This window comes from Flavobacterium zubiriense (genome assembly GCF_041729725.1).
Classification (GTDB): domain Bacteria; phylum Bacteroidota; class Bacteroidia; order Flavobacteriales; family Flavobacteriaceae; genus Flavobacterium; species Flavobacterium zubiriense.
Map to the genome: position 1 here is coordinate 42,917 of NZ_JBCFQL010000011.1, position 23,688 is coordinate 66,604.

23 protein-coding genes are annotated in these 23,688 nt (G+C 34.1%); 12 read left to right on the forward strand and 11 right to left on the reverse strand.

Annotated elements, in window-relative coordinates; translation table 11 throughout:
- Window positions 1-21 precede the first annotated feature (21 nt).
- On the reverse strand, window positions 22-1,209 hold the full coding sequence (locus AAGV28_RS11110) for a phosphoglycerate kinase (RefSeq protein WP_373406880.1): 1,188 nt from the start codon (window positions 1,207-1,209) through the stop codon (window positions 22-24).
- Between the two features lie 536 nt (window positions 1,210-1,745).
- On the opposite strand from AAGV28_RS11110, the gene AAGV28_RS11115 reads away from it, so the two are divergent.
- The 8 genes from AAGV28_RS11115 to AAGV28_RS11150 all read left to right on the forward strand — a co-directional run bounded on the left by AAGV28_RS11115 (window position 1,746) and on the right by AAGV28_RS11150 (window position 7,083).
- Window positions 1,746-2,894 (forward strand): DNA polymerase III subunit, encoded by a 1,149-nt coding sequence (locus AAGV28_RS11115; RefSeq protein WP_373406881.1) that lies wholly within the window; start codon window positions 1,746-1,748, stop codon window positions 2,892-2,894.
- A 5-nt stretch (window positions 2,895-2,899) separates the two neighbouring features.
- The gene (locus AAGV28_RS11120) at window positions 2,900-3,283 is read left to right on the forward strand and encodes a DoxX family protein (protein WP_373406882.1); all 384 of its coding nucleotides are present in this window, start codon (window positions 2,900-2,902) and stop codon (window positions 3,281-3,283) included.
- A gap of 90 nt (window positions 3,284-3,373) precedes the next feature.
- On the forward strand, window positions 3,374-3,883 hold the full coding sequence (locus AAGV28_RS11125; protein WP_373406883.1) for an acyl-CoA thioesterase: 510 nt from the start codon (window positions 3,374-3,376) through the stop codon (window positions 3,881-3,883).
- A gap of 67 nt (window positions 3,884-3,950) precedes the next feature.
- Window positions 3,951-4,250, forward strand: coding sequence for a nucleotidyltransferase family protein (locus AAGV28_RS11130; RefSeq protein ID WP_373406884.1), 300 nt, complete (start codon window positions 3,951-3,953; stop codon window positions 4,248-4,250).
- On the forward strand, window positions 4,243-4,575 hold the full coding sequence (locus AAGV28_RS11135) for a HepT-like ribonuclease domain-containing protein (protein ID WP_373406885.1): 333 nt from the start codon (window positions 4,243-4,245) through the stop codon (window positions 4,573-4,575). The genes AAGV28_RS11130 and AAGV28_RS11135 overlap by 8 nt, the downstream gene beginning before the upstream one ends.
- A 73-nt stretch (window positions 4,576-4,648) precedes the next feature.
- A complete protein-coding gene (locus tag AAGV28_RS11140) occupies window positions 4,649-5,332 on the forward strand; it encodes a hypothetical protein (protein ID WP_373406886.1) in 684 nt (227 codons plus the stop codon).
- A gap of 125 nt (window positions 5,333-5,457) precedes the next feature.
- Window positions 5,458-6,465: a recombinase RecA gene (gene recA, locus AAGV28_RS11145; protein ID WP_373391159.1), complete on the forward strand. Its 1,008-nt coding sequence runs from the start codon at window positions 5,458-5,460 to the stop codon at window positions 6,463-6,465.
- Between the two features lie 180 nt (window positions 6,466-6,645).
- Window positions 6,646-7,083 carry a hypothetical protein gene (locus AAGV28_RS11150; protein ID WP_373406887.1) on the forward strand — a complete coding sequence of 146 codons (438 nt, stop codon included), beginning with the start codon at window positions 6,646-6,648 and terminating at the stop codon, window positions 7,081-7,083.
- A gap of 57 nt (window positions 7,084-7,140) precedes the next feature.
- On the opposite strand, the gene AAGV28_RS11155 is transcribed toward AAGV28_RS11150, so the two are convergent.
- Window positions 7,141-7,902: a lysophospholipid acyltransferase family protein gene (locus AAGV28_RS11155; RefSeq protein WP_373406888.1), complete on the reverse strand. Its 762-nt coding sequence runs from the start codon at window positions 7,900-7,902 to the stop codon at window positions 7,141-7,143.
- 108 nt (window positions 7,903-8,010) lie between these two features.
- On the opposite strand from AAGV28_RS11155, the gene AAGV28_RS11160 reads away from it, so the two are divergent.
- A complete protein-coding gene (locus tag AAGV28_RS11160) occupies window positions 8,011-8,388 on the forward strand; it encodes a GxxExxY protein (protein WP_373406889.1) in 378 nt (125 codons plus the stop codon).
- Between the two features lie 138 nt (window positions 8,389-8,526).
- Window positions 8,527-9,504 carry a tryptophan--tRNA ligase gene (gene trpS, locus AAGV28_RS11165; protein ID WP_373406890.1) on the forward strand — a complete coding sequence of 326 codons (978 nt, stop codon included), beginning with the start codon at window positions 8,527-8,529 and terminating at the stop codon, window positions 9,502-9,504.
- 103 nt (window positions 9,505-9,607) lie between these two features.
- Here the strand turns inward: trpS and dprA are convergent, their stop codons facing one another.
- Entirely contained in the window at window positions 9,608-10,708 is a 1,101-nt protein-coding gene (gene dprA, locus AAGV28_RS11170; protein WP_373406891.1) for a DNA-processing protein DprA, read from the reverse strand.
- 102 nt (window positions 10,709-10,810) lie between these two features.
- Between dprA and AAGV28_RS11175 the strand changes: the two genes are divergently transcribed.
- Both AAGV28_RS11175 and AAGV28_RS11180 read left to right on the forward strand, forming a co-directional pair.
- Window positions 10,811-11,755, forward strand: coding sequence for an HU domain-containing protein (locus AAGV28_RS11175; protein ID WP_373406892.1), 945 nt, complete (start codon window positions 10,811-10,813; stop codon window positions 11,753-11,755).
- A 283-nt stretch (window positions 11,756-12,038) separates the two neighbouring features.
- The gene (locus tag AAGV28_RS11180; RefSeq protein ID WP_373406893.1) at window positions 12,039-13,928 is read left to right on the forward strand and encodes a peptidase U32 family protein; all 1,890 of its coding nucleotides are present in this window, start codon (window positions 12,039-12,041) and stop codon (window positions 13,926-13,928) included.
- Window positions 13,929-14,037: 109 nt separating this feature from the next.
- Here AAGV28_RS11180 and AAGV28_RS11185 read toward each other — a convergent pair whose 3' ends face one another.
- The 8 genes from AAGV28_RS11185 to AAGV28_RS11220 form a co-directional block, all read right to left on the reverse strand.
- Window positions 14,038-14,370: a 2Fe-2S iron-sulfur cluster-binding protein gene (locus AAGV28_RS11185; protein ID WP_373406894.1), complete on the reverse strand. Its 333-nt coding sequence runs from the start codon at window positions 14,368-14,370 to the stop codon at window positions 14,038-14,040.
- A gap of 278 nt (window positions 14,371-14,648) precedes the next feature.
- Window positions 14,649-15,059, reverse strand: a complete 411-nt coding sequence (locus AAGV28_RS11190) for a BrxA/BrxB family bacilliredoxin (protein WP_128193153.1) — start codon at window positions 15,057-15,059, stop codon at window positions 14,649-14,651.
- A gap of 244 nt (window positions 15,060-15,303) precedes the next feature.
- A complete protein-coding gene (locus tag AAGV28_RS11195) occupies window positions 15,304-16,458 on the reverse strand; it encodes a lycopene cyclase family protein (protein ID WP_373406895.1) in 1,155 nt (384 codons plus the stop codon).
- 35 nt (window positions 16,459-16,493) lie between these two features.
- Window positions 16,494-16,958, reverse strand: coding sequence for a thioredoxin family protein (locus AAGV28_RS11200; RefSeq protein ID WP_373406896.1), 465 nt, complete (start codon window positions 16,956-16,958; stop codon window positions 16,494-16,496).
- 133 nt (window positions 16,959-17,091) lie between these two features.
- A complete protein-coding gene (locus AAGV28_RS11205; protein ID WP_373406897.1) occupies window positions 17,092-19,164 on the reverse strand; it encodes a TonB-dependent receptor plug domain-containing protein in 2,073 nt (690 codons plus the stop codon).
- A gap of 166 nt (window positions 19,165-19,330) precedes the next feature.
- On the reverse strand, window positions 19,331-20,539 hold the full coding sequence (locus AAGV28_RS11210; protein ID WP_373406898.1) for a hypothetical protein: 1,209 nt from the start codon (window positions 20,537-20,539) through the stop codon (window positions 19,331-19,333).
- Between the two features lie 139 nt (window positions 20,540-20,678).
- The gene (locus AAGV28_RS11215) at window positions 20,679-21,266 is read right to left on the reverse strand and encodes a type 1 periplasmic binding fold superfamily protein (protein WP_373406899.1); all 588 of its coding nucleotides are present in this window, start codon (window positions 21,264-21,266) and stop codon (window positions 20,679-20,681) included.
- A 32-nt stretch (window positions 21,267-21,298) separates the two neighbouring features.
- A complete protein-coding gene (locus AAGV28_RS11220) occupies window positions 21,299-23,683 on the reverse strand; it encodes a TonB-dependent receptor domain-containing protein (RefSeq protein WP_373406900.1) in 2,385 nt (794 codons plus the stop codon).
- Window positions 23,684-23,688: the final 5 nt, after the last annotated feature.

The following is a 23,688-nucleotide window of genomic DNA, read 5'->3' on the forward strand; positions in this document are numbered from 1 at the left end:
ATATTGTTAAAATTGCGATAGTTATTCTAGAATGGCAGCAATTCCAGGCAAAGTTCTTCCTTCTAGCATTTCAAGCATTGCTCCGCCACCTGTAGAAACATAACTTACTTTATGTTCAAAACCAAATTGTTTTACCGCTGCAACTGAGTCTCCACCACCCACAAGTGAAAAAGCTCCATTGGCAGTTGCCTCAGCAATGTAATCGCCAAGAGCAATTGTTCCTTTAGCAAATGTTTCCATTTCGAATACTCCTAATGGACCATTCCAAAGAATAGTTTTACAATCTAAAATTACTTTTTTGAAGTTTTCTAATGATTTAGGTCCTGCATCCATACCTTCCCAACCATCAGGTATATTTGTAACATCAACTACTTGAGTATTTGCTGAGTTTGAAAAATCATCTCCTGCGATAACGTCTACTGGAATGTGAATTTGAACTCCTTTTTCTTTAGCTAATCTTAAAATTTCAAGTGCTAATTCTTGTTTGTCGTCTTCACAAATAGAATTACCAATTTTTCCACCTAAGGCTTTCACAAATGTAAAAGTCATTCCTCCACCAAGAATCATGTGGTCTACTTTGTCTAAAATATTTTCGATAACTGTAATTTTAGAAGATACTTTAGAACCACCAAGAATTGCAATTACAGGTTTTTCGCTATCCTTTAATACTTTGTCGATGCTTTCAATTTCTTTAGCTAACAAATAACCAAAACACTTAGATGTTGGGAAAAATTGAGCTATAATTGTGGTAGAAGCGTGTGCTCTGTGAGCCGTTCCAAATGCGTCGTTTACATAAATGTCTCCTAATGAAGCCAATTCTTTTGCAAAAGCAATATCTCCAGCTTCTTCTTCTGCATGAAAACGTAAATTTTCTAATAATAAAACTTCACCTGCTTTTAAGTCATTCGAAGCTTGTTTTGCAATTTCACCTACACAGTTTGAAGCAAATTTTACAGGAACTCCAAGAATGTCAGTTGCTGTTTTTAAGATATGTTGTAATGAATATTTTTCTTCAACTCCTTTTGGTCGACCTAAATGTGACATTAATAGTACACTTCCACCATCGGCAAGGATTTTATCAATAGTCGGTTTTGCAGCTTCGATACGAGTAACATCTGTTACATTAAAATTTTCGTCAAGAGGCACGTTAAAATCAACACGTATTATTGCTTTTTTATTTGCAAAGTTAAAATCGTTTAAAGTCTTCATTAGTATAATTTTAGTTTATTTTTTTGAACTGAAACAAATATAGAAATTTTCTAGTACTATTAAATTTCAAAATTTCAAAAAAATCAATTTTTAGCAACGAAAACGATGTAAACTCACAAATAATTTTATTTCTAACCTATTTTTTAAAAATTTAGGACTATCCGTTTCTTTTGCCAATCGTTGAAAATGACTCACAGATGAAACGGTTTGTAACGGATTTTAGCAGACCGTGATTTACTAAGAGCTTAAAAAAATCCGTTCTATCGGTTCCATCATTGGCATCAATGTCCTGTTTTTTATTTAGTCCGATTGGTATTGTTGGACTGGTATTTTTTTAAAAATGACAGAAAAGCTAAATTTTAGGATTTTAAAAGCGAATACAATTTTTTTGAATTTTAAATCCAAATGTGAAAAGGCTTTTTTTTGGCAAAAAGGTTTTTTGGGGCAAAAAACAGAAAGATTTTTGTAAAGTTTTAGTAGGCTAAACTTTATAGGCTAAACTTTTAGACTTATCCATTTTCTGCTATCTTTGCTTTATGCAATTTTCTGAAATTTTAGGGCAAGAACACATTAAAAACCATCTCACTAGAAGTGCTAATTTGGGCAGAATTCCGCATGCACAACTGTTTGTTGGGCCAGAAGGGAGCGGAACTTTAGCCATGGCAATTGCTTATGCACAATACATTTTGTGTGGCAATGAAAATGGAGAAAATGATGGAGAAAATCATGCTTGTAATATAAAATTCCAAAAATTATCACATCCCGATTTGCATTTTGCTTATCCTACCGTTACTACCGATGAGGTAAAGAAAAGTCCTAAAAGCATTGACTTTATTGTTGATTGGAGGGAGTTTGTAACCCAAAATCCGTATGGCGGATTGTTTGATTGGTACGCTGTGTTAGGCGTTCAAAACAAACAAGGAGAAATTAGAGTTGATGATGCTCAGGAAATTCTGAAATCACTTTCTTTAAAAGCCTACGAAGGCGGTTATAAAATCATGATTGTCTGGATGGCGGACAAATTGAATATTGCTGCGTCTAACAAACTTTTGAAATTGCTTGAAGAACCACCTGAAAAAACGGTATTTATTCTAATTTCTGAACACGAAGAAGATATTCTGCAAACCATTCGTTCCCGTTGTCAAATTTTACACTTTAATGGATTGAGCGAAGCGGTTATTGCCGAAGCTTTGGTTTCCCGTGAAGAAATTGACTCTAAATTAGCCACAAAATTAGCGCATCAGGCACAAGGAAATTACAATGCCGCTTTGCATTTGTTAAGAGATAAAGACGAGGAACATCCGTTTGAACAATGGTTTGTGACTTGGGTTCGTGCTGCTTTTAAAGCTAAAAAAGATGCGGCTGCCATTCAGGATTTGATTCTTTGGAGCGAAAAAATTGCTACTTTAGGAAGAGAAGCCCAAAAGAAGTTTTTGCAGTTTTGTATGGAAATGTTTCGTCAGGCTTTACTAATCAATTATGAAACGCCAGGTTTAGTTTATTTCGAACCAAAAGTGGATAAATTCAAATTAGAAAATTTTGCGCCATTTGTAAACGGCAATAATATTCAAGATATTTTTAAAGAACTTTCGGATGCGATGTATCATATTGAACGCAACGGAAATGCTAAAATAATTTTAACCGATTTGTCCATCAAACTAACCCGTCTTATCCATAAAAAATAATGCCTATGAACAATGTAGCTTCTATTTTAATTTTAGTATTTTTTGGGATTACTTATTTGCAATCCAGTTATGAAAAATTGTTTTATTGGGAAGACAATGTAAACTGGTTAAAAGGACATTTTGCTAATACAAAATTGAAAAATCATGTAAAATTAGCCTTAGCTAATCTCGTTGTAATGGAATTGATTTCGACTGTTTTGTGTTTTGTAGGTTGTATCGAATTAATGGTTAGTAATGGAAGAATATTTGGGTTTTACGGAGCAGTATTCTCGGCAATTACTTTGCTGATGATGCTTTTTGGTCAACGATTAGCCAAAGATTATGATGGCGCCAGAACCATTGTTATTTATTTTATTCCAGCGGTAATGGCGGTGTATTGGCTGAACTAGAAAAAACCAAGGGCAATGTCAATGACAATTTCAATGTCAAAAAACAATTCTGATTAAATCTGAAATCTTCAATCTTCAATCTAAAATCAGATGACACCAAAACATCCTTCAGAATCCTTAACGATATTAACCGATATGGTTTTGCCAAGTGAGACAAATGCTTTGCATAATCTTTTTGGAGGGGAATTATTAGCCCGAATGGATCGTGCAGCCAGTATTTCGGCAGGAAGACATTCGCGACAAGTTTCGGTAACGGCATCGGTAAACCACGTTGCTTTTAATAAAGCTATTGCTTTGGGAAGTGTTGTTATTATTGAAGCAAAAGTGTCTCGAGCATTCAAAACCTCAATGGAAATTTATATTGATGTTTGGGTGGAAGATCGTGAATCTGGCGAAAGGACAAAAGCCAATGAAGCCATTTATACTTTTGTGGCAGTAGATGCAACAGGAAAACCAGTTGAGGTTCCTCAAATAATTCCCGAAACGAAACTTGAAATTCACAGGTATGATGATGCTTTAAGACGCAAACAGCTGAGTTTAGTATTAGCCGGAAAAATGAAACCCGAAGAAGCTACAGAGTTGAAAGCGTTGTTTGTTTAAAATCATAAGTTTATTAAAATAGAATCTAATTTATTTTATGTAATTTTGATACTATAATTTTACAAAAATGAACCTAATAGAAAGATTAAATAAAGAAATATTGGCTTTGTGCAAAAGGCATAAAGTCAAATCTTTGTATGCTTTTGGTTCTGTTTTAACAGATAAATTTACCCCTGAAAGTGATGTAGATTTAATAGTCGATTTTGAACCCATAGACGTTTTAGAATATGGAGACAATTATTATAATCTTAAATTTTCTCTTGAAAATATTCTAAAAAGAAACGTTGACTTATTAGAAGAAAAAGCCATAAAAAATCCCTATTTCAGAAAAACATTAAATCAAAATAAAAAATTGATTTATGGATAACAGTATTAAAACTTGGCTTTTTGATATTTTAAATTCTATAAATGAAATAGAAAGCTATTTTCTAGATACTCCTAAATTGTTTGAAGTGTATCAAAATGATTTAAGAACGAAAAGAGCAGTAGAAAGGAATATCGAAATTATTGGTGAAGCAATGAGCCAAATTCTTAAAGAAGATAAAGATATTCAAATTTCAAATTCCAGAAAGATTGTTGACGTTCGAAATCGAATAATTCATGGTTATGATTCTGTTTCAGATGATGTGATTTGGGGAATTGTAATTAAAAACCTGCCTGTTTTACAACAAGAAGTTGAAGTTCTATTATGAGAGTAGTAATCAGAAAAAGCTACGGAGTTGAAAGCGTTGTTTTTGTAAATTTGTTTATTGTAAAATATTTAAAATGAGTAAGATAATAATTATTTTTTTATTGATAACAACATCTTGTTTTGCTCAGTTAGAATTAAGGAATAATCCATATTTAAAGGGGGAAATAATCTTAATAGATGGCAATGTAAAAAATGGTTTTGTAAAACTTAATGGTTCGGCATTTAGTGTAGAGTTTAAGGAAAACGAAGATCAAAGAAAACCAGATAAAATTGATTATAAAAGCATTAATAAAATTGTTATAAACTCTGAGCTGTCAGGCAGAAGGGAGTTTTATTATAAAAAAACAGACGCAGACAAGTTTTATAAATTCGTTGAATTAATCTATTCTAATAATTTGGAGGTATATGTTTATTCTCCAGATAATCTTAGTTTGTTTTATAGTGGAGTTGATAGAAGTAATGTTAACGATTTTCTTGTTGGGGGAGTAGTATTTAATGGTAGTAATGCAATTTGGATAGGACGGAGCAGTGTTTCAGTGATAAAAGAAAATTTAGCTAAAGCCAAAAACATAAAACATTTATTGTCTAGAAAAGATTCCGAAAAGTTGAATTTTGTTTATTCGAATAAAAAATTGAATGAATACGCTGTTGAAAATTTCAGTGATTGTCCGGGATTAATTTCAAAAATTGAGAATGAACAATTGCAACTTGAAAATATTTTTGAAATAGTTGATTTATATAATAATTGCAAAATATAATAAATATTATAAACAGAGGTAAAATGTTTTTTTAGATATTTATACATTCAAACGTTCCCCTTGCAACTTCCAAAAAAAGAAGTATTTTTACCAAAGATAAGCACCTAAAATAAATGAAAGAAAAGATGAGTACAGAGAAAGAAGCCAAATTAAAAGCGTTACAACTTACCCTTGATAAACTGGATAAAACCTACGGAAAAGGGACAGTTATGAAAATGGGAGATAAGGCCATTGTAGAAGTAGAAACTATTTCTTCAGGTTCTTTAGGTGTTGATTTAGCATTAGGAGTAGGTGGATATCCAAAAGGAAGAATTATAGAAATCTACGGACCAGAATCTTCTGGAAAAACTACTTTAACGCTTCACGCTATTGCCGAAGCACAGAAAGCGGGTGGAATTGCTGCTTTTATTGATGCAGAGCATGCATTTGATAGAAATTATGCTGAAAAATTAGGTGTAGATATCGAAAACTTAATTATTTCACAACCAGATAATGGAGAGCAAGCTTTAGAAATTGCTGAAAACCTGATTCGTTCAGGAGCAATTGATATTGTGGTAATTGACTCGGTTGCGGCTTTGACTCCAAAAAGTGAGATTGAAGGCGAAATGGGAGATTCTAAAATGGGTCTTCACGCACGTTTGATGTCACAAGCATTGAGAAAATTAACAGGAACAATTAGCAAAACCAATTGTACGGTTTTCTTCATCAACCAGTTGAGAGAGAAAATTGGAGTGATGTTTGGAAATCCAGAAACTACAACAGGGGGTAATGCCTTGAAATTTTATGCTTCGGTACGTTTAGATATTCGTCGTTCAACTCAAATTAAAGACGGGGAGAATGTTATTGGAAACAGAACCAAAGTTAAAATCGTTAAAAATAAAGTTGCTCCACCATTTAAAGTGGCTGAGTTTGATATTATGTATGGCGAAGGAGTTTCTAAAACAGGAGAAATTCTGGATTTAGCAGTAGAATTCGAAATTGTAAAAAAATCAGGATCATGGTTTAGTTATGGTGAAACCAAATTAGGTCAGGGTCGTGATGCTGTAAAATCGTTGATCAAAGACAATCCAGAATTAGCTGACGAATTAGAAGAAAAAATCAAAGCGAGAATTAAAGAATTAGCTGAAAACTAATTGATTAAGTTTTTGTAATACTAGAAATGCTCGGCAATTGTCGGGCATTTTTTTTGTTCGAAGTAGAATCAGAATGGATTTTTTGTAAAAAAAAATAGCTTCCAAAAGCAACCTTTTTTATTCTTCGCTGTCTTTATAAAAGAACCAATGAAAAATTGTTAATTTATAAATTCAAAAAAAATGAAAAAAATAGCCCTGTTTTTAGTCTTGATGACCACATTGTTAAGTTGTAGTGTAGATGAGCCAGATCGTTACACTAATTATGTTTTACCAATTGAAAGTTATGTTTTGCCATCAACTTTCTCTGTAGGAGCATCTCATAAAATAGAGTTGAAGTATCAAAAGCCTACTGTATGCTATAATTATGGAGGAGTGTATTATGATTATGGAACTGGTACAGAATCTTTTACAAGAACAATAGGGATTTATGCCAATACAAAGGTAGGAGAAGTTTGTGCAGAAGTAGTACCACCCTTGTCTGATGCTTCTTTTAATTTTGTTCCGCAAACAGCAGGTACCTATACTTTTAAGTTCTATAAAGGTAAAGGTCCAGATCCAGATGATGCAAGCAAAGAGATAGATATTTTTGAAGAAGTAGAAATTGTTGTAGCTGAATAAGAATCTATAAGTTTTAGAGTATAAAATAATCACCTTTATTGGGGTGATTTTTTTGTTTTAAGCGGTTTTAACGTTTTTTTTAGCTTCAAAAGCTACCAATTGAGTGAAAATAGTATTTCTTACTTCCTCCCGAATTTCTTTCCGATTCGATTCGTTTTTACCAAAAGTTTCCACCTGTTTGTGAATTTTTACACGCATAATTCCGGGGCTTCCAGCAAAAAAAGTATAAGGAAAACGCTCTTTATTATCTGCAAAACTGATGGGTAAAATAGGAATTTGGTGTTGAATGGCTAATTTAAAAGCACCTTCTTTAAAATGATCTAAAAGGATTGATTCGTCGCCTGGAACGCCACCTTCGGGAAAAATACAAACACTAAGACCACATTGAATTCTTTTTTGAGCTTTTGTAAAAACAGCCATTCGGCTTTTAGAATTGCTTCGATCCACTAAAATGCAGGTTCTTTTATAGAAAAATCCAAAAACTGGAATTTTGGACAGTTCTTGTTTACCTACAAATACAAAAGGATTTTTAATGACGGCAAGCATTAGCATAATATCCATCATCGAAGTGTGGTTTGCCACAATCATATAACTTTTATCTTCTTCAACAGTTTGTTCGCTCTCTACTTTATAATAAAAACCCATTCCGAATAGAATGAATTTGGCCCATATTCGAGCCATAATAAAAAAGTAAGGATAGCCTTTTTCGGAAAGAATCGAAAGTACTAAAAACGGAAACATAATTAAAATTGGTATCGCCATTAGGATGTAAAACCAAATGCGCCAAAGTGTCCAAAAAATTATTTTGATGCCTTTCATGTGTTCAAAAATAAGGAATCCTAAAGTAAGTTTTAGTAAAAACTATTAAATTTGGTAAGAATTAACCGCAAAGAGCTCAAAGTTTTTTCGCAAAGTAAAAAATTAAGGATGACAGAAAATGATATTTCCAGAGTTGTAATTGGTTTAGCCATTGAAGTTCATAAAGCACTTGGTCCAGGTTTGTTAGAAAGTACTTATAAAGAATGTTTGTTTTACAAAATAAATAAACATGGCCTTTTTGTTGAAAAAGAGAAACCGATGCCAGTAATTTTTGAAGAAATAAAGCTAGATTGTGGTTATAGAGTTGATTTATTGGTTGAGAAAAAGTTAATAATAGAACTTAAAAGTGTGGAGTCTTTGAGTGTGATTCATCTTGCTCAAACGTTGACTTATTTAAAATTAGGAAATTATAAACTCGGATTATTGATTAATTTCAATGAAGTTCTGTTGAGAAACGGAATCAGAAGAGTTATAAATAATTTATAAAAAGAAGGAAAAGTGTCGACTTTGCGAAAAAACTTTGCAACCTTTGCGGTAGAAAAAACAAAACAAACTTTGTGAACTTTGCGAAAACTTTGTAACCTTTGCGGTATAACAAAACTACATCGATAGAAATAAATCATAATGGCAAAAATACTTACCGGAGTTCAAAGTACAGGAACTCCACATTTAGGAAACTTACTTGGAGCAATTATTCCAGCGATACAATTATCTAATAATTCTGAAAACGAATCTTTTCTTTTTATTGCCGATTTACATTCGGTTACCCAAATAAAAAACGGAGAAACCTTAAGAAATAATACGTATAGTGTTGCGGCTGCTTGGCTTGCGTTTGGATTAGATGTAAACAAAGTCGTTTTCTATAGACAGTCGGATGTGCCGCAAACAGCGGAATTATCTTGGTATTTGAGTTGTTTTTTTCCGTTCCAAAGATTGACTTTGGCGCATTCTTTCAAAGATAAAGCCGATAGATTAGACGATGTAAATGCAGGTTTGTTTTCGTATCCAATGTTGATGGCAGCTGATATTTTATTGTATGATGCCGAATTTGTTCCTGTAGGTAAAGACCAATTGCAGCATTTGGAGATTACTCGCGATGTTGCTTCTCGTTTCAATTATCAGTTGGGAGAAACCTTTGTGCTTCCAGAAGCTATAATTCAGGATGATAGCATGTTAATTCCGGGAACTAATGGCGGAAAAATGAGTAAATCGGCTAATAACATCATTAATATTTTCTTGGATGATAAAGCGTTGCGCAAGCAAGTAATGAGCATTGAAACGGATAGTACACCACTAGAAGATCCAAAAAATCCAGATACTTGTAATGCTTTTGCTATTTATTCGTTGTTAGCCAATGAAGAGCAAATTGCAATCATGAGAGCCAATTATTTAGGTGGAAATTATGGTTATGGTCACGCCAAACAAGCTTTGTTTGAATTGATTTGTGAAACATTCAAAACCGAAAGAGAGAAATACCACTATTACATTAACAATTTAGAAGAAGTAGATGCTTTGTTGAAAATAGGCGCTGAAAAAGCTTCGACTGTAGCTAATGATGTTTTGGCAAGAGTGAGAGCTAAATTGGGGTTTGGAGTAAAATAATTTTATAGAAAAATAGACCGCAGATTCGCAGATTATTTAAACATAATTAATTTGCGAATTTGCGGTTTTTTTAAAATTTGACAACTTTTGAAAATTTGTCAAATTAAATCGCCTCAAACAATTTTCCTGGCAAAGGTCTAATTACCCCTTTGAGTTCCATGTTTAATAATAAGGCAGAGATTCGGTAAATAGGGAATTCGCATTCCAGCGCAATAATATCCATTAATTCTTTTCCTGTTTTTAAGAGGTAGTCGTAAATTTTTTGTTCGTCGGGATCAAGGGTAACGAACAATTGTTTTTGTATTGCTTTAGTTCCTTCTTTAATGTCCCAATTGAGCATATAAATCAAATCGGCGGCGCTAGTGAGTACGTTTGCTTTTTGAGTTTTGATAAGGTTGTTGCAGCCCGCGCTGTATTTGTCAGTCGTGCGACCGGGAACAGCAAAAACATCGCGGTTGTAATCATTCGCCATATTAGCAGTAATTAAGGAACCACCTCTATCAGCCGATTCTATAACAATAGTGGCTTCGGCAATTCCCGCCACAATGCGATTTCTTTTTACAAAATTTTCTTTATCAGGATTAGTCGAACTCCAAAACTCGGTCATAAAACCACCATTGGTTTCCATCTTAGCCATGTATTTCTTGTGGTTTTTAGGGTAAATTTGGTTTAAACCATGAGCCAGCACCCCAATAGTTTGCAAATTATTTTCCATAGCCAATTGATGTGCTACAATATCTACTCCATAAGCAAAACCGCTAACAATTATTGGGTCGAGCGGAGCTAAGTCTTCGATTAATTTTTTGCAAAATTCAGTTCCGTACGAAGTAATTTGACGCGTTCCCACAATACTAATTATCTTTCTGTTTTTTAAATCGATATTTCCAGCTGTAAATAGCAATACAGGAGCATCAAAACAATGTTTGAGTTTGTCGGGATAATTTTCTTCTTGAAAATAAGAAACGTTTATGTTATTGTTTTGGATAAATTCCAATTCTTTATTGGCTTTGTCAAATACGCTTTGGTCTTTTAGGTTTTTCAGCAACATGCTGCCTACGCCGTCAATGGCTGCCAGTTGGTTGGTTTTGGTTTTAAATACAGCCTCTGCCGAGCCGCAATGGCTGATTAATTTTTTTGCCATTATGTCGCCTACACCTTCGACTTTTTGCAAAGCGAGTATGTAAAATAAATCGGATGTTGTCATGCTATATATTTGAGACTGAAAAGTATAAATTTTCGGGCAGATTGTTAATAAAAATTGTGAATAAAATTTTGATAACTATTTTCATTGTATAACTTTGTAAACATGAATATAGAACACTACATAGGCCAACTTTTGTATCGTTATCAATGTGTTACCGTTCCTGGTTTCGGTGCTTTTTTGACTGAAATTCAATCGGCTCAATGGGTTGAAAACGCAAATTCTTTTTTTCCACCTAAAAAACAAATTTCTTTTAATACCAATATTAAAAATAATGATGGTTTATTAGCCAATCATATTGCCAGAACAGAAAAAACTTCTTATGAATACGCCATTAGTGCGATTCAATATGAAGTTCTGAACTGGAAAAAAGAATTGGAAAAAAACAGAACGTTGACAATTAAAAATGTAGGTAGTTTTTCATTGAATGCTACTGATAATTTAATCTTTACACCATCCGAACAAAAAAATTATTTGACTTCCTCTTTTGGTTTGAATTCTTTTATTGCTCCAGTTGTTAAAAGAGAATCTTTTGAAGAAAAAGAAGAAATTATCGAAGAAACTCCAGTGATCTCTTTGGTTACCGAAGAAAGAAACGGTCGCTCTTATTTGAAATATGCTGCTGTTTTTGTTATTGGATTAGGATTATTAGGCACTGTAGGTTATCCGGTTTATCAAAACCAAATGGCTACAGAAAGAGTTTTGGTTGAGCAAGCGGTACAAAAACAAGTAGAGAGTAAAATTCAGGAAGCTACTTTTTTTATTAAAAGTCCAATGCCTCCGGTAACGCTTTCGGTAAAAACGAATAAAGAGCAAAAATTACCGTATCATGTGGTAGCTGGTGCTTTTAGAGATGAGAATAATGCAGAAGAAGTTTTAAAAAAATTATCTAAAATGGGTTATAAAGCTAGAAGGTTAGAGGTCAATAAACACGGTCTTTATCCTGTGCTATACGGAAGTTTTGCTACTTATGCCGAAGCTCAAAAAGTCAAAAATGAAGTTCGGGAATCAGAAAATCCAGAAGCCTGGTTGCTGGTGGAATCACTATAATTTAAAAGCCTATTCGTAACAGAATAGGTTTTTTGTTTTTAGAGCGAATGACATACTAAGTGTTTATGAGTTTTATAAATAGCTGTTTTTCAATCTATTTAAATCTTAATCCCACTAAAACCCTGCTTTTTTGAGAAGTATTTTATACTTTTGCACTTTGATTCCAGAAAATTTGGAATTATAGCAATGATTATATGAAATGAGCATTACGTTAATTGGTCGCTACAGCGAAAATTATTATGCGAATTACATTTGACCTATAAAAAGGAATAAAAATCTTCAAATGAAAAAGAAAGTAGAAATTCTTGCTCCGGCTAAAAATTTGGTTCAGGGAATTGCGGCTATCAATGCGGGTGCAGATGCTGTATATATTGGTGCTCCGCTTTTTGGAGCGCGTACCAATGCCACCAATTCAGTGGAGGATATTGCCGAAATGGTCAAATATGCTCACTTGTTTAAGGCGCAGGTTTTTGTGGTGATCAATACCATTTTGTACGACAACGAACTAGATGCTTGTAAAAAATTAATCTATCAATTATACGATATTGGTGTCGATGCACTGATTGTGCAGGACATGGCGATTATGGAAATGGATTTGCCTCCAATAGTTATTCACGCGAGTACTCAAGCCAATAATCGCGAACCAAAACACGTAAAATTCCTGAAAGATGTTGGAATGCAACGCGTGGTTCTAGCCAGAGAATTGAATTTAGACCAGGTGAGAGACATTGCCGCAGCAACTGATGTGGAATTGGAATTCTTCGTTTCCGGGGCACTTTGCGTGTCTTTTAGCGGAAACTGCTACATGAGTATCGCTGGTGGAGAACGCAGCGCTAATCGTGGTTCTTGTGCGCAAAACTGCCGTTTGCCGTACAACTTGATTGATGGAAATGGAACGACTTTATTGACCGAAAGTCATTTGCTTTCGATAAAAGATTTGGATTTAAGTGACCAATTGCCGAATTTGATTGAGGCGGGAATTACTTCGTTTAAAATCGAAGGTCGTTTAAAAGACATTGTTTACGTAAAAAATAATACTTCGTTTTTAAGAAAGAAATTAGATGCTTTTTTAGAAAATAATGAGAGTTTCCAAAAAGCTTCTTCGGGTAGAACTTTCTATAATTTCGAACCAGAAATGGACAGAAGTTTCAATAGAGGGTATACCGATTATTTTGTAAACCAACGTAAAGAAAAAATAGGAAACTGGGAAAGTCCAAAATCGCAAGGACAGTTTATAGGTAAAATCACCGAAATCAAAGCCAATGGTTATGTGATTGAAAATCATGATAAGCTAAACAACGGTGATGGTTTATTTTTTATCAATGAAGAAGGCATTGCCGATGGAGTCCAAATCAATATTATTGTGAATGATATTGTGGTGCCTAATACCTTCAAAAATATTGCTGTAGGAACGGTTATTTATCGAAATTCGGATGCAGAATTTAATCGAATTGTAGAAAAAGAAAACGCTGCGGTTCGAAAAATTGGCGTAAGTCTGCGTTTTTCTGAAACGGAGGAAGGTTTCCAATTAACAGTTGTAGATGAAGACGGACACCAAAGTGTATCAAATTTGGTTACTGAAAAAGAACTGGCAAAAAGCGAAGATTCGGTAATCCCGAATATCACAAAAAACTTAGCTAAAACAGGAAATACGCCTTTTGTAGTTGACAATATTGAAGTAGAATTTTCTAAGAATTGGTTCTTGCCTATTTCGAAAGTGAATGAAGTTCGAAGAATTGCTTTGGAACAATTGATTGATATTCGAATCAACGAATACCACAGAGAAGAATTCCAAATTGCAAAATCGGATATTCCTTATCCAACCGGAAAATTAGATTTTACTTTCAATGTTTCGAATAAATTAGCGAGAGCATTCTATAAAAGACACGGTGTAACCGAGATTGAAAAAGCATTCGAATTGCAATGGGATCCTGGAAAAGCCCGTGTGATGACAACTAAATATTGCGTGAAATACGAGTTGGGTAAATGTGCCCGTTTTCAGCGTGATACTATGGGAGAAAAAGTAAAAGAACCGCTAACGTTAAAACACGGCGAAACGGAATACAAACTGAAATTCAACTGCAAACCGTGTGAGATGGAAATTTGGGAAAAAGATGCCGAATTTGAAATCATCGACCAAGACGAGCAATTGGATTATGTGAAAAGAAGATAATATTACTATTATATTTTACCGCAAATTCGCAAATTTCTTTTTTAAAGACTAAGTAAGGCTTGAAAATAATTTGCGAATTTGCGGTTATTTTTTCTTAGTCTGTGAGTAATTACACTTCTAAAATACTAATCTCTGCATCATTCAAATCAGCGGTGATATAGATTTGGCACGAAAGGCGGATGTTTGCTTCTTCAAAACCTAATTTGGATAAAGTGGCGGGTTCATTGCGTTCTTTTAGCGTTGAATTTCCTGTAATTCCGCTTGTTTTTACTACACAGGTTGCACATCGGCCTACGCCGCCACATTCGCCAAAACTTTCCAATTGTAATTCTTCCTTAAGCAAATACATGAGATTAGGATAGCTGCCACGACGCGTTGCAATCGGAGTTTGAATTCCGTTTTCAATAACAGTGAATGTGATGGTTTTGAGTTTCTTTTCCATTTTTTTAAACCGCAAGGTTCGCAAAGTTTTACGCAAAGTTCGCAAGGTTTTTTAAATAAACCATTAAGGCATTAAGTTTAGTTAAGAAGAGTTCTTTTATGTTTTATTTTTTCAGTATTCTTTGCGCAAAACTTAGCGGTTAGAGACTAAATACTAAATTTACTTAATGCCTTAATGGTAAAAAAACAAACCGCAAATTCACATTAAAAAATCTGTGAATCTGCGGTTAAAATCTTTGCGAACTTTGCGTAAAACTTAGTGCTCTTAGCGGTTAAGTATTAACAATATTCGTTGTAAGCATCTTGCAAGTTCTCAGCAATCATTTCAGCTGGACGACCTTCAATGTGGTGACGCTCTAACATGTGAACCAATTCTCCGTTTTTGAACAAAGCCATAGATGGCGATGATGGAGGAAAAGGAAACATGTGTTGTCTTGCAGCATCTACTGCTTCTTTATCAACTCCTGCAAAAACAGTGATTAAATGATCTGGTTTTTTAGCACCTTCTAAGCTCAATTTTGCTCCCGGACGTGCATTTCTTGCAGCACAACCACAAACAGAGTTTACAACAACTAATGTTGTTCCTTCGGCTTTGATAGCATTTTCTACGTCTTGAGCACTATGTAAATCTTGAAAACCAGCTGTAGTTAATTCAGCTTGCATTGGAGTTACCATTTCTTGTGGATACATATCTTTTGTATTTTAATTTGTAATTTTTGAATAGGCAAAGTTACAAAGAATCTGTCGAACTCTTTGGTTTGGATTATAAAGTTTTGTTATAGTTTGATAGTCATTTTCGAAACGATAAAAGCCTATATAAATTTCTTGAAAAAAAGAAATTTTCTTTTTCCCCTTCCCTAAAGGGAGAAAAATTTCTTAAAAAATTCATCAAAATTACACCCTTTAGGGTTGGGGAAATTAATTTTGATGAATTTTAAACAAATCTAAAATAACGTCCTGATTTTAATAATGCTTTTATAAAAAGCATTTTAGGGCATTTTAGAATGACTTTGATATCTTCAAACAATGAAGTTTCTTCGTCCAGAAATTTAAAAATCAAAGCTGGGTTTCCATTTTTGAACATCGAAGAAAAAATACGAGAACCCAATTCGTTTTGTCGGTGTAGAATATCCAGTAAAAGCAAGTCGTAAAACCAGAATCTATTTTTGAGGTGAAATTTTCTAAGATCCGTTTCTTGTTGAAGAAAGGCAATTAATTGTGATGATTTTTTATCAGCGTTTTTAAAAGTATAACCCGTACTGGCTTTTGTCCATCCGCCCGCTGTGCCAATGTTGAGTACGCGTTTGCTGTTTTTTTGCCAAAAAGGATAACAGGTCATAGGGATACTGCCTTGTTCTTTTTCGGTTATTTCGAAATTTTGAATGCCAAGTTTCTGAATGTAATTTTCAATTTCGATTTCGTACTCCTCTTGTTTTAAAAGGTCAGCCGAGAAAAGCGTGTATTCAATCAGCGCTTCGTTTTTGGAAACGGGTAACACATACATGAATCTAGTATTGCCTTTTTGGGCAACCGAAAAATCCATAAAAGTAGCTTGTTCCGGATTGAAAACGGCTTCGGTTGATTGTATACTCCAACCAATAAAATGCTGTTGCAATACTGGGAATTTAGTTTGCTGGACAACAGTTGTTTTGTTGTAAATACTATTAAAAACTTGGTTGCAAGTAAACGAATTGTTTTCAGTAGCCACAAAAACGTGGTTTTCCAATTCATTAATATCAGTTACTTTTTCGGTGAAAAAAGTGATGTTTTTTTGTTTCGAAAGCCATTCGAAAACAAAATTATAAAAATCCAATCCTTGAATTTTATAGTATTGATACGGTTGTAAGTCTAATTTTCGATTAAAATTTTCATTGGCAAACAGGGCATAATCCCATTTTTTTGAAACAATAGAATTCCAGATTGAATTTTCTTTTTCCCAAAAACACCAAGTCCTGTCATTGCTTTTCTTTGGAGATTCATCCAATAAAAGTATGCTTTTATCATTATATTTTCCAGATTGTGCCATTTTATAGACCGTCAATAAAGCGGCTAAACCAGAACCAGTAAAAATATAATCGAAGTGTTTCATAGTATTGGAAGCGAATTCTTCTCAAAAGTAACCAATTATTTTATTTTTTCTAGAATAACAATTAAGTCCTTAGCATTTAGCAGCGAATGCTTTTGAAACACAATCGAAAAATCAGTTTGCAAAATGGTAACTGTTGGATAAACCACTTGCGAATTAATGGTGGCTAATGCTGTGGCGAGTTCGTGAATTCCAATATTTTGTCCTTTTGGTTTGAATTGAAACTTATGATTATTAAATTGAATGTCTTCTTTAGTTTCTGCATCCAATGAAATGAAGTAAAAATTTGAATTTAAAAGACTAATAATTTTAGGGTTTTTGAAAGTGGAATTTTCCATCATCTTACAGTATTTGCACCAGTCTGTATGTGTAAAAACTACAAATGGTTTTGGATTTTCCTTGGATAATATTTCGGCTTCCTCGAAAGTATAGGTTTTCAGTTGAGCAAAACCAGATGGAATTGTCCAAAAGAAAATCAATAGGATGTAAATCGCTTTTTTCATTTAACCTTTTTAGTTTTTTGCTATGGATTTAAATAATTTTTAAAATTCTGTGTAAATCTGCAAAATCTGCGTGCCAATTTTTCTCACGCAGATTTTGCAGATTTACGCAGATGTTAATCTTAAAATTTACTCACTAATAAAAATTATAACGCAATCCAAAGAAACCTCTAATTCCTTGGTTTGGGCCGTAAACATAAGCTGTGTCAAATGTTAATCCATAAGGATTATCAGCTGTTGCTACTACTTTTCCGTTGTTGTCATATTGTACATTTTTATCAAAAGGATCTTGTGCTCTGGAAATCAAGAAAGGATTATTTCGTTTTGGAGTAAAATTAAGCAGATTTTTGATGCCAGCATACAACTCAAAATTTTTCCAGCCTGAATAAGTGCATTGAATGTTTTGTAAACTGTACCAAGGCGAATTTGGATTTCTTGGATCGGTTTCGCTTAATAATGGAAGTTTCATCGGACTGTAAACATTTCCGGTGTAATCAATGGCTACATTAATGGGGGTTATTTTATACGAAACCGTCCAAGTTCCAGTAAAGTTTTCGGTTAGAAGAGGTCTTGTTTTAATCCCGTTTTCAACATTGGAAACATCCATATAAGTAGCACCCAAAATGAATTTTAAACCATTGGTAAAATTAATGTCCGTATTACAGCTGATTCCCTGACTTAAAGCATAACCATCAATGTTGTTGTAAATGATTTTATTGGGGTCGGTTTCATAATCCGATACAATTTTGTTGCTGAATCGGGTGTAGAAAGCTGTAGTTTCAATTCCAATAAAAGTACTATTGTCCAAATAAATTTTCTTGATGTAGTTCAAATTAGCATTGATGGATTTTTCGGGGTCTAGATTTTCAGCAATTTCCACTTTGCGTGAGCCTGTCAAAGCAGCGTGATCTTCGGTAAAGAGATTAACCACCCTAAATCCAGTTCCTGCATTCAATCGAAGAATATTATTGTCATTGAATTTTACTTTATAGGCAAATCTGGGTGTAACAATGTTTCCGTGAATCGAATTGTAATCGTATCGAATGCCTAAAAGCAGTTTATGTTTATCGTTAAAAGTGATTTCATCTTGGAGAAATATTCCAGGAAGCCAGGTTTTTTCAGGATTATTTTCGTTTAAAATTGCCGTTGCTGGCGTATTGTCGTCATAATAGGTATATCGTGAAGCAAGACCAGCCAGCAAATCATTTTTACCTATTTTCTTGTCCCAAGTCAGTTGTAGAAATCCAATTTTTTGATTCGCAATATAAGAAGTTGTTCCGTAGCGACTGTCTTGAAAATGAGCTGTTCCCGAGAAGGAAAGCATTAGTTTTTCGGTGGTGGGTAATTGATAACTTCCGATTAGTTCGCCCCGTTTTGTGTAAATACTTTCGCCATAAATTGCATCACCACCTCGGTATTTTTTCTCCCAACGAACATCGCCACCCCAACGATCTTCATACATTCCGCGAACCGCAACCGTAAATAATCGGTTTTGATTGCGAGAAAAATTCCATTTATTAAAAACCGAAATTCTATTTTGTGCCGTTACATCGGTAAATCCATCATTATCATTATCAATGGTTTGGTCGTAATTGTAATAATTGATTCCTAATAGGGAAGTTGTTTTTTTTACATTGAATTTCACGCCCAAATCCGCATTCGTTTCCAGCCAAGAAGTGGTAAATACATCGGCAGAAAATAGAGGAGCATTGCTTGGGTTTTTGGTAATAATGTTGATTAAGCCTCCCACAGCTTCACTTCCGTACAAAGAAGAAGCGGGGCCTTTCACAATTTCGATGCGTTCTACCAATGAATTCGGGATTCCAGACAATCCATATACGGTCGATAAACTACTAACAATCGGCATTCCGTCAATCAATACGGAAGTATAAGGACCTTCGAGTCCGTTGATGTGAATGTCACCTGTGTTGCAAATGCCACAGTTGAGTTGCGGTCTTACACCGTTTACATTTTGCAAAGCTTCATAAATACTAGCTGTTGGATTTTTCTTAAAAAACACTGGTGTATAGACTTCAACAGGAACGGTACTTTCGAGCCTTCTAACAGGTTTTAAAGTTCCAGAAATCACCACTTCATTCAATTCATTTTGACTGTCTTTTTTAGCAATCGAATCCTTTTCTAGATTTGGAATTTCGCTTTGCGAAAACATTATATTGCCCAATAATAATGCTGAAAATAAATATTTCATTGAAGTAAATTAAATTTTAGACAAATCTAAAAATAATATTTGATTAACAAAACATATATTTAAAATAATTCAGAAAACCAATGGTTTAAGTAAGATAATAGTGTTTTAATATATGAAAAAGGCATACAAAAACTGCATGCCTTTAAAATGTTTATCCTTTACAACATTAATGTGCCACGCTATTTTCATGACCAAAAATGGTGATTCGGTAAGGTGTAGCAGATGTTTTTATTTTCTTCACAGCCAAAGTTGAAAGGTTCACTTGAAGCAATTCTCCAGCAGTTGGTAAAGTGATGTAAGCAAATCGTTCTGTCAATTCCAATTGCGGTTTTTGGGTTGATTTTGTATCAGTTTCGGCAATTATAGTCGCGCTTTTGTCCAATGACAAACTGTTTAAATCAAATAGTTTAAATTCACCTGAATGCAACAAAACACCAAGTTTCTTTTGATTATAGCTTACTTTACCTTGCATGATTGTAGTATTTTCAAAAATTGGAGTCACGCTATTTGCTACAACATCAATCAAGAAAGCTCCTTTGGCAGCAGTAAAACCTACAAATTTTCCTGGGTAAGCCGTTTCTAAAATTGTACCAAACCAAGCCGTCCCAAAATCAGTAGGGTGAGCAATGTATTTTTGATCGCCGTTGCTTTCTACCACAAGAATGCCACTTGATGAACCAAAAACCGCATAGGTTCCATCGGTTGCATTTCCGTGGATTCCTTTGGTTACTAATTTTGCAGCATGAAGTGTTTTCCCGGTGTTATCAATAATTTTTACTTTTTCAGGAAGTGTTCCTGCAATAGAATTGTCTTTTTCAGTAATGGCGTAAGTTCCATTTGAAAAAGTGGCCATTGCACCGTGATGCGCCAAAAGACCTGCGTTAATAGTTGTAAACTTAGCACCTAGAGTATGTACATCAGATTCTTTGGCTACAGCTAAAGTGCCATCACCATCATTAAAAGTCAATATTTCTCCTAATTTACTTTTGAAATGAGTGGGTAAAAGTGAACTCCCTGTCAAGAATCCAAATTTTGGAGTTCCTTTGGTATCTACGTGGTCGCCATGGAATTCAAATCCGCTGTCAAAAGTTTCAACCGTGTTATCGGCTCTGTGGATGATTCCAGCAAATCTGCCTGATTCAGTAGTATATAATGCCGATTTTGGAAATTTAGCATTAAAGAATGTTGCTGTTCCATCGACTGGATTAACCAATGAAAGTTCAGTCGTTTTTTCATCAGAGACTAATATTCTCAGGTAGGTGTGTTCTTGATTGGTTTCTTGCGAATGCTCATCGTGATCGTCATCAGTACTACAAGAGACTGCAAAAGCAGATAAAGCGAATAAAAATAATAGTTTGTGAAATTTGTTTTTCATAAGTAATGGTTTAAATTAAATGTTTATGTTGTTGATTATCAATGTTTTTTATCTTTTTTAGATGTTAAAAATTAGGCATTAGATATCCTCAAGACCTCAAAAAAGGTCTTGTAGGAAACAATCAAAATCAGTTATTTTTTTATAAAACTGAAATAGAGAAAGTAACTTCGGCATCGGTTGAACCGCCTGCATTAGTGATGTCTCCAGAAGCCACATTTGCAGCTGATTTATTCGGCTCGTGTCTTAAAGTGATGGTCAAAGTTCCCGAAGCAGCTTCGGTAGTTACAAAAACGGATTGTAAACCAATTGGTTTTCCATTGGTGTCAAAATTACTAGCCGCAGTACCATAAGTAAAAGCATTTAATGTTCCTGTTGTTTGATAAAAAAGTTGGTGATCTAGTCCTTCTTCAAGAATTTCAGGTGTGATGTCTTCAGCAGGATTTGCTAGATCGTTTTTAAAAGTGACAGTGCCATTGTAGGTTTTGTTTTTTGCAAATGGACCTGAAACTGTAATTACAGGAGCATTTGCACCTTCGCCATCCAAATCTTTGTATTGCAAAGTAATAGCCGTTCCGCCGCCTACTGGAGTGTAAATTGCCGTAACCGTAGTAATTAATTCTTCTTCATTTACTGGCTTTGGTGTGTCATCATCGTTGCTACAAGAAGAGAATGTTAAGGCAGTTACAAGTGTAAGAGCATAAAGTTTGAAATTTTGAATTGTTTTCATTTTGTTTGAATTTAAATTAAAGGTATAAAAGTTTAATAATTGAATTTGAGTTGAATTTGAATGCTTCGCCCGATTTCATCCGCAAAAAAGCGTTGACGGTTTAAATAATCCCGGTACGAAACATTGAAAATATTTTGAACAGAAAAAGCTAATGTTGTGGTTGTATTCTTGAACGTTTTGAATTTCATCTCCGAATAAAAATGCAATAAATGATAGGCTGGAGGAGGCGTGCTGATATCGACCAAAACCGATTCAAATTCGTTGTCTTTGATAATATTGGTAAAAAAATTATTGTCAGGGTATTGGTTTTGTTGAAAAACCACTTCGCTTTTTAGTTCCAAAATAATTGCGTTCCATTCTTTTTTAGAAAAACGAATTTTATTGTTCCAATTCAATGGAGGCATATCAATTAGAGGTTCGTTTTGGCGAATGTCTTTTCCGTTTACATACCCCATCGAAAACGAGTGTTGCCATTGGTTGCTAATATCCCAATGCGTTTGAACATCGATTCCTAAAAGTCGGGCATTAGTTTGCTGGTATTCCCAAACAGGGAAAGCACCACGAATGGTAGTTTCAAAACCAACAGGTTTCAAAAAGATATAGTCCTGAATCTGATTGATATAAGGGTTGATTTCAAAAGAAAATGTATTGATTTTTTTTTGGATGTTTACTGATAATTTGGTCGATTGTTCTTTGTTTAAATTCAAATCACCCAACTCAATCACGCCAGTAGAATGATGCAAACCGTCACTAAAAAACTCTGAAGGATTGGGATTTCTAGAAGCAAAACTTAGATTCGTGTACAATTGCCAGTTGTTTCTCCATTTTTTATGAAAACCTGCACTTGCCGAAGCATTGTGAAAAGTAAAACTCGGTTTGGTAAGCCATTGTGTGCCAAAATCGCCAACTATAAATTTTGAAAATTCCTCATTGAAGCCTCGTTCGTCCCATCTTGATTTTTGGTAAAATTTAGTCGCATCAATTTTCGAAAAATCATACCGCAATCCACCATCGAAAGAAAAACTGTCCGAAAAATTATAATTTACAATTCCGTACGCGCCAAAATCAATTTTGTCATAATTAGGAATCAACGGGCGAATTCCTGTTGCCGGATTCGCATAATTATTTTGTGAACTGGCACTAATTCCTGATTTTAAATCCCAATCGTGTTCCGTTTTCTTATAGTCAATATTTAACGAATGAGTTTTTAAGTCCAAATCTAAAGCAGCAGTATTTTTATAATCGCCTCTTCTTACATCATATTCTAATCTTTTGTTGAATTGAAAAGCATATTGAAATGATACAAATGCCGATTCATTGAAGGAATAATTGAAATTGAATTTGGTAATTTGATGTTCGACATCTTGTTTGGGATTTTTGATGTTAAACGTAAAATCATTGATAACTGATGGCACTTTATTGTTAATCGATTGGTACAAGTCATTCACATTTCCAGTATGCGAAGCACTCAAAATTCCAATTACCGATTTGTAATAGCTATAAAAAGCTGTTGCATTGTATTTTTTTGCTGTGTATTTAATATCGCCCGAAAAGTTGGCTTCTCGATTGCCTGTATTAGATAAAACATAATCTACAGCTTGCTTGTCGCCCATGTATTTGAGAGTGGTCAAAGCATTCCAGCTAAAACCTTGATTGTTTCCTTTGTGAATGCTAGAACTAACCGAACCGCCTTTGCCATTAGAATCATAGTTTAAAATTGTTTTTCCAAAAAGCGTGTCTTTTTTCACACTTACAGGTTCAATAATTACTAAACCACCAATGGCATCGCCGCTGTATTGCAAGCCCGAAGCGCCTTTTATCACGGTAATTTTGCTCGCCGAGTTAACATCAAAGTTGGGTGCATGTTCTGTTCCCCATTGTTGATCTTCTAGTTTCACATTGTTATTAATTACAGGAACTCTGCTTCCGTATAAGCCATTGATGATGGGTTTTACAACCGTATTCCCTGTTTTTAAACTCGAAATTCCAGCTACTTCTTTCAATACATCACCTAAGGATTGATTGCTGTATTTTTCAATAGTTGCTAATTTTATTTGCTGTTCTACGACCGATTTAGTACTGTTATTGTTTTTTTGCTGTATTATGACTTCATGTAGTTTGGTTGTGTGGAGCTTCAATTTAAAATCAATTTTCAAATCGCTTTTTAGGTCAATAATGGTATCTATGGATTGGTATCCAAGGTGTGAAATAAATATTTTTGTTGCGCCATTAGGCAAGTTATTGACACTATAATTCCCTGCAGCATCACTACTACTAATTTTTTGACCAATATGAATATGAATCCCCGAGAAGTTTATGGGTTCGTTGCATGTTATTTTTCCACTTATTGTGTTTTGCGAATAAATACTATTGGCAAACAGAATAAGCGAGAAAAAAACGATAATTTTCTTCGACATTATTA

Coding starts and splice junctions, on each gene's coding strand:
- AAGV28_RS11185 (WP_373406894.1), bottom strand. CDS start 14,370: ATGGAAAAGAAACTCAAAACCATCACATTCACTGTTATTGAAAACGGA.
- AAGV28_RS11130 (WP_373406884.1), top strand. CDS start 3,951: ATGAACCTAATAGAAAGATTAAATAAAGAAATATTGGCTTTGTGCAAA.
- AAGV28_RS11215 (WP_373406899.1), bottom strand. CDS start 21,266: ATGAAAACAATTCAAAATTTCAAACTTTATGCTCTTACACTTGTAACT.
- AAGV28_RS11210 (WP_373406898.1), bottom strand. CDS start 20,539: ATGAAAAACAAATTTCACAAACTATTATTTTTATTCGCTTTATCTGCT.
- AAGV28_RS11115 (WP_373406881.1), top strand. CDS start 1,746: ATGCAATTTTCTGAAATTTTAGGGCAAGAACACATTAAAAACCATCTC.
- AAGV28_RS11140 (WP_373406886.1), top strand. CDS start 4,649: ATGAGTAAGATAATAATTATTTTTTTATTGATAACAACATCTTGTTTT.
- AAGV28_RS11220 (WP_373406900.1), bottom strand. CDS start 23,683: ATGTCGAAGAAAATTATCGTTTTTTTCTCGCTTATTCTGTTTGCCAAT.
- AAGV28_RS11190 (WP_128193153.1), bottom strand. CDS start 15,059: ATGTATCCACAAGAAATGGTAACTCCAATGCAAGCTGAATTAACTACA.
- dprA (WP_373406891.1), bottom strand. CDS start 10,708: ATGACAACATCCGATTTATTTTACATACTCGCTTTGCAAAAAGTCGAA.
- recA (WP_373391159.1), top strand. CDS start 5,458: ATGAGTACAGAGAAAGAAGCCAAATTAAAAGCGTTACAACTTACCCTT.
- AAGV28_RS11205 (WP_373406897.1), bottom strand. CDS start 19,164: ATGAAATATTTATTTTCAGCATTATTATTGGGCAATATAATGTTTTCG.
- AAGV28_RS11125 (WP_373406883.1), top strand. CDS start 3,374: ATGACACCAAAACATCCTTCAGAATCCTTAACGATATTAACCGATATG.
- AAGV28_RS11180 (WP_373406893.1), top strand. CDS start 12,039: ATGAAAAAGAAAGTAGAAATTCTTGCTCCGGCTAAAAATTTGGTTCAG.
- AAGV28_RS11155 (WP_373406888.1), bottom strand. CDS start 7,902: ATGAAAGGCATCAAAATAATTTTTTGGACACTTTGGCGCATTTGGTTT.
- AAGV28_RS11110 (WP_373406880.1), bottom strand. CDS start 1,209: ATGAAGACTTTAAACGATTTTAACTTTGCAAATAAAAAAGCAATAATA.
- AAGV28_RS11120 (WP_373406882.1), top strand. CDS start 2,900: ATGAACAATGTAGCTTCTATTTTAATTTTAGTATTTTTTGGGATTACT.
- trpS (WP_373406890.1), top strand. CDS start 8,527: ATGGCAAAAATACTTACCGGAGTTCAAAGTACAGGAACTCCACATTTA.
- AAGV28_RS11200 (WP_373406896.1), bottom strand. CDS start 16,958: ATGAAAAAAGCGATTTACATCCTATTGATTTTCTTTTGGACAATTCCA.
- AAGV28_RS11135 (WP_373406885.1), top strand. CDS start 4,243: ATGGATAACAGTATTAAAACTTGGCTTTTTGATATTTTAAATTCTATA.
- AAGV28_RS11150 (WP_373406887.1), top strand. CDS start 6,646: ATGAAAAAAATAGCCCTGTTTTTAGTCTTGATGACCACATTGTTAAGT.
- AAGV28_RS11195 (WP_373406895.1), bottom strand. CDS start 16,458: ATGAAACACTTCGATTATATTTTTACTGGTTCTGGTTTAGCCGCTTTA.
- AAGV28_RS11175 (WP_373406892.1), top strand. CDS start 10,811: ATGAATATAGAACACTACATAGGCCAACTTTTGTATCGTTATCAATGT.
- AAGV28_RS11160 (WP_373406889.1), top strand. CDS start 8,011: ATGACAGAAAATGATATTTCCAGAGTTGTAATTGGTTTAGCCATTGAA.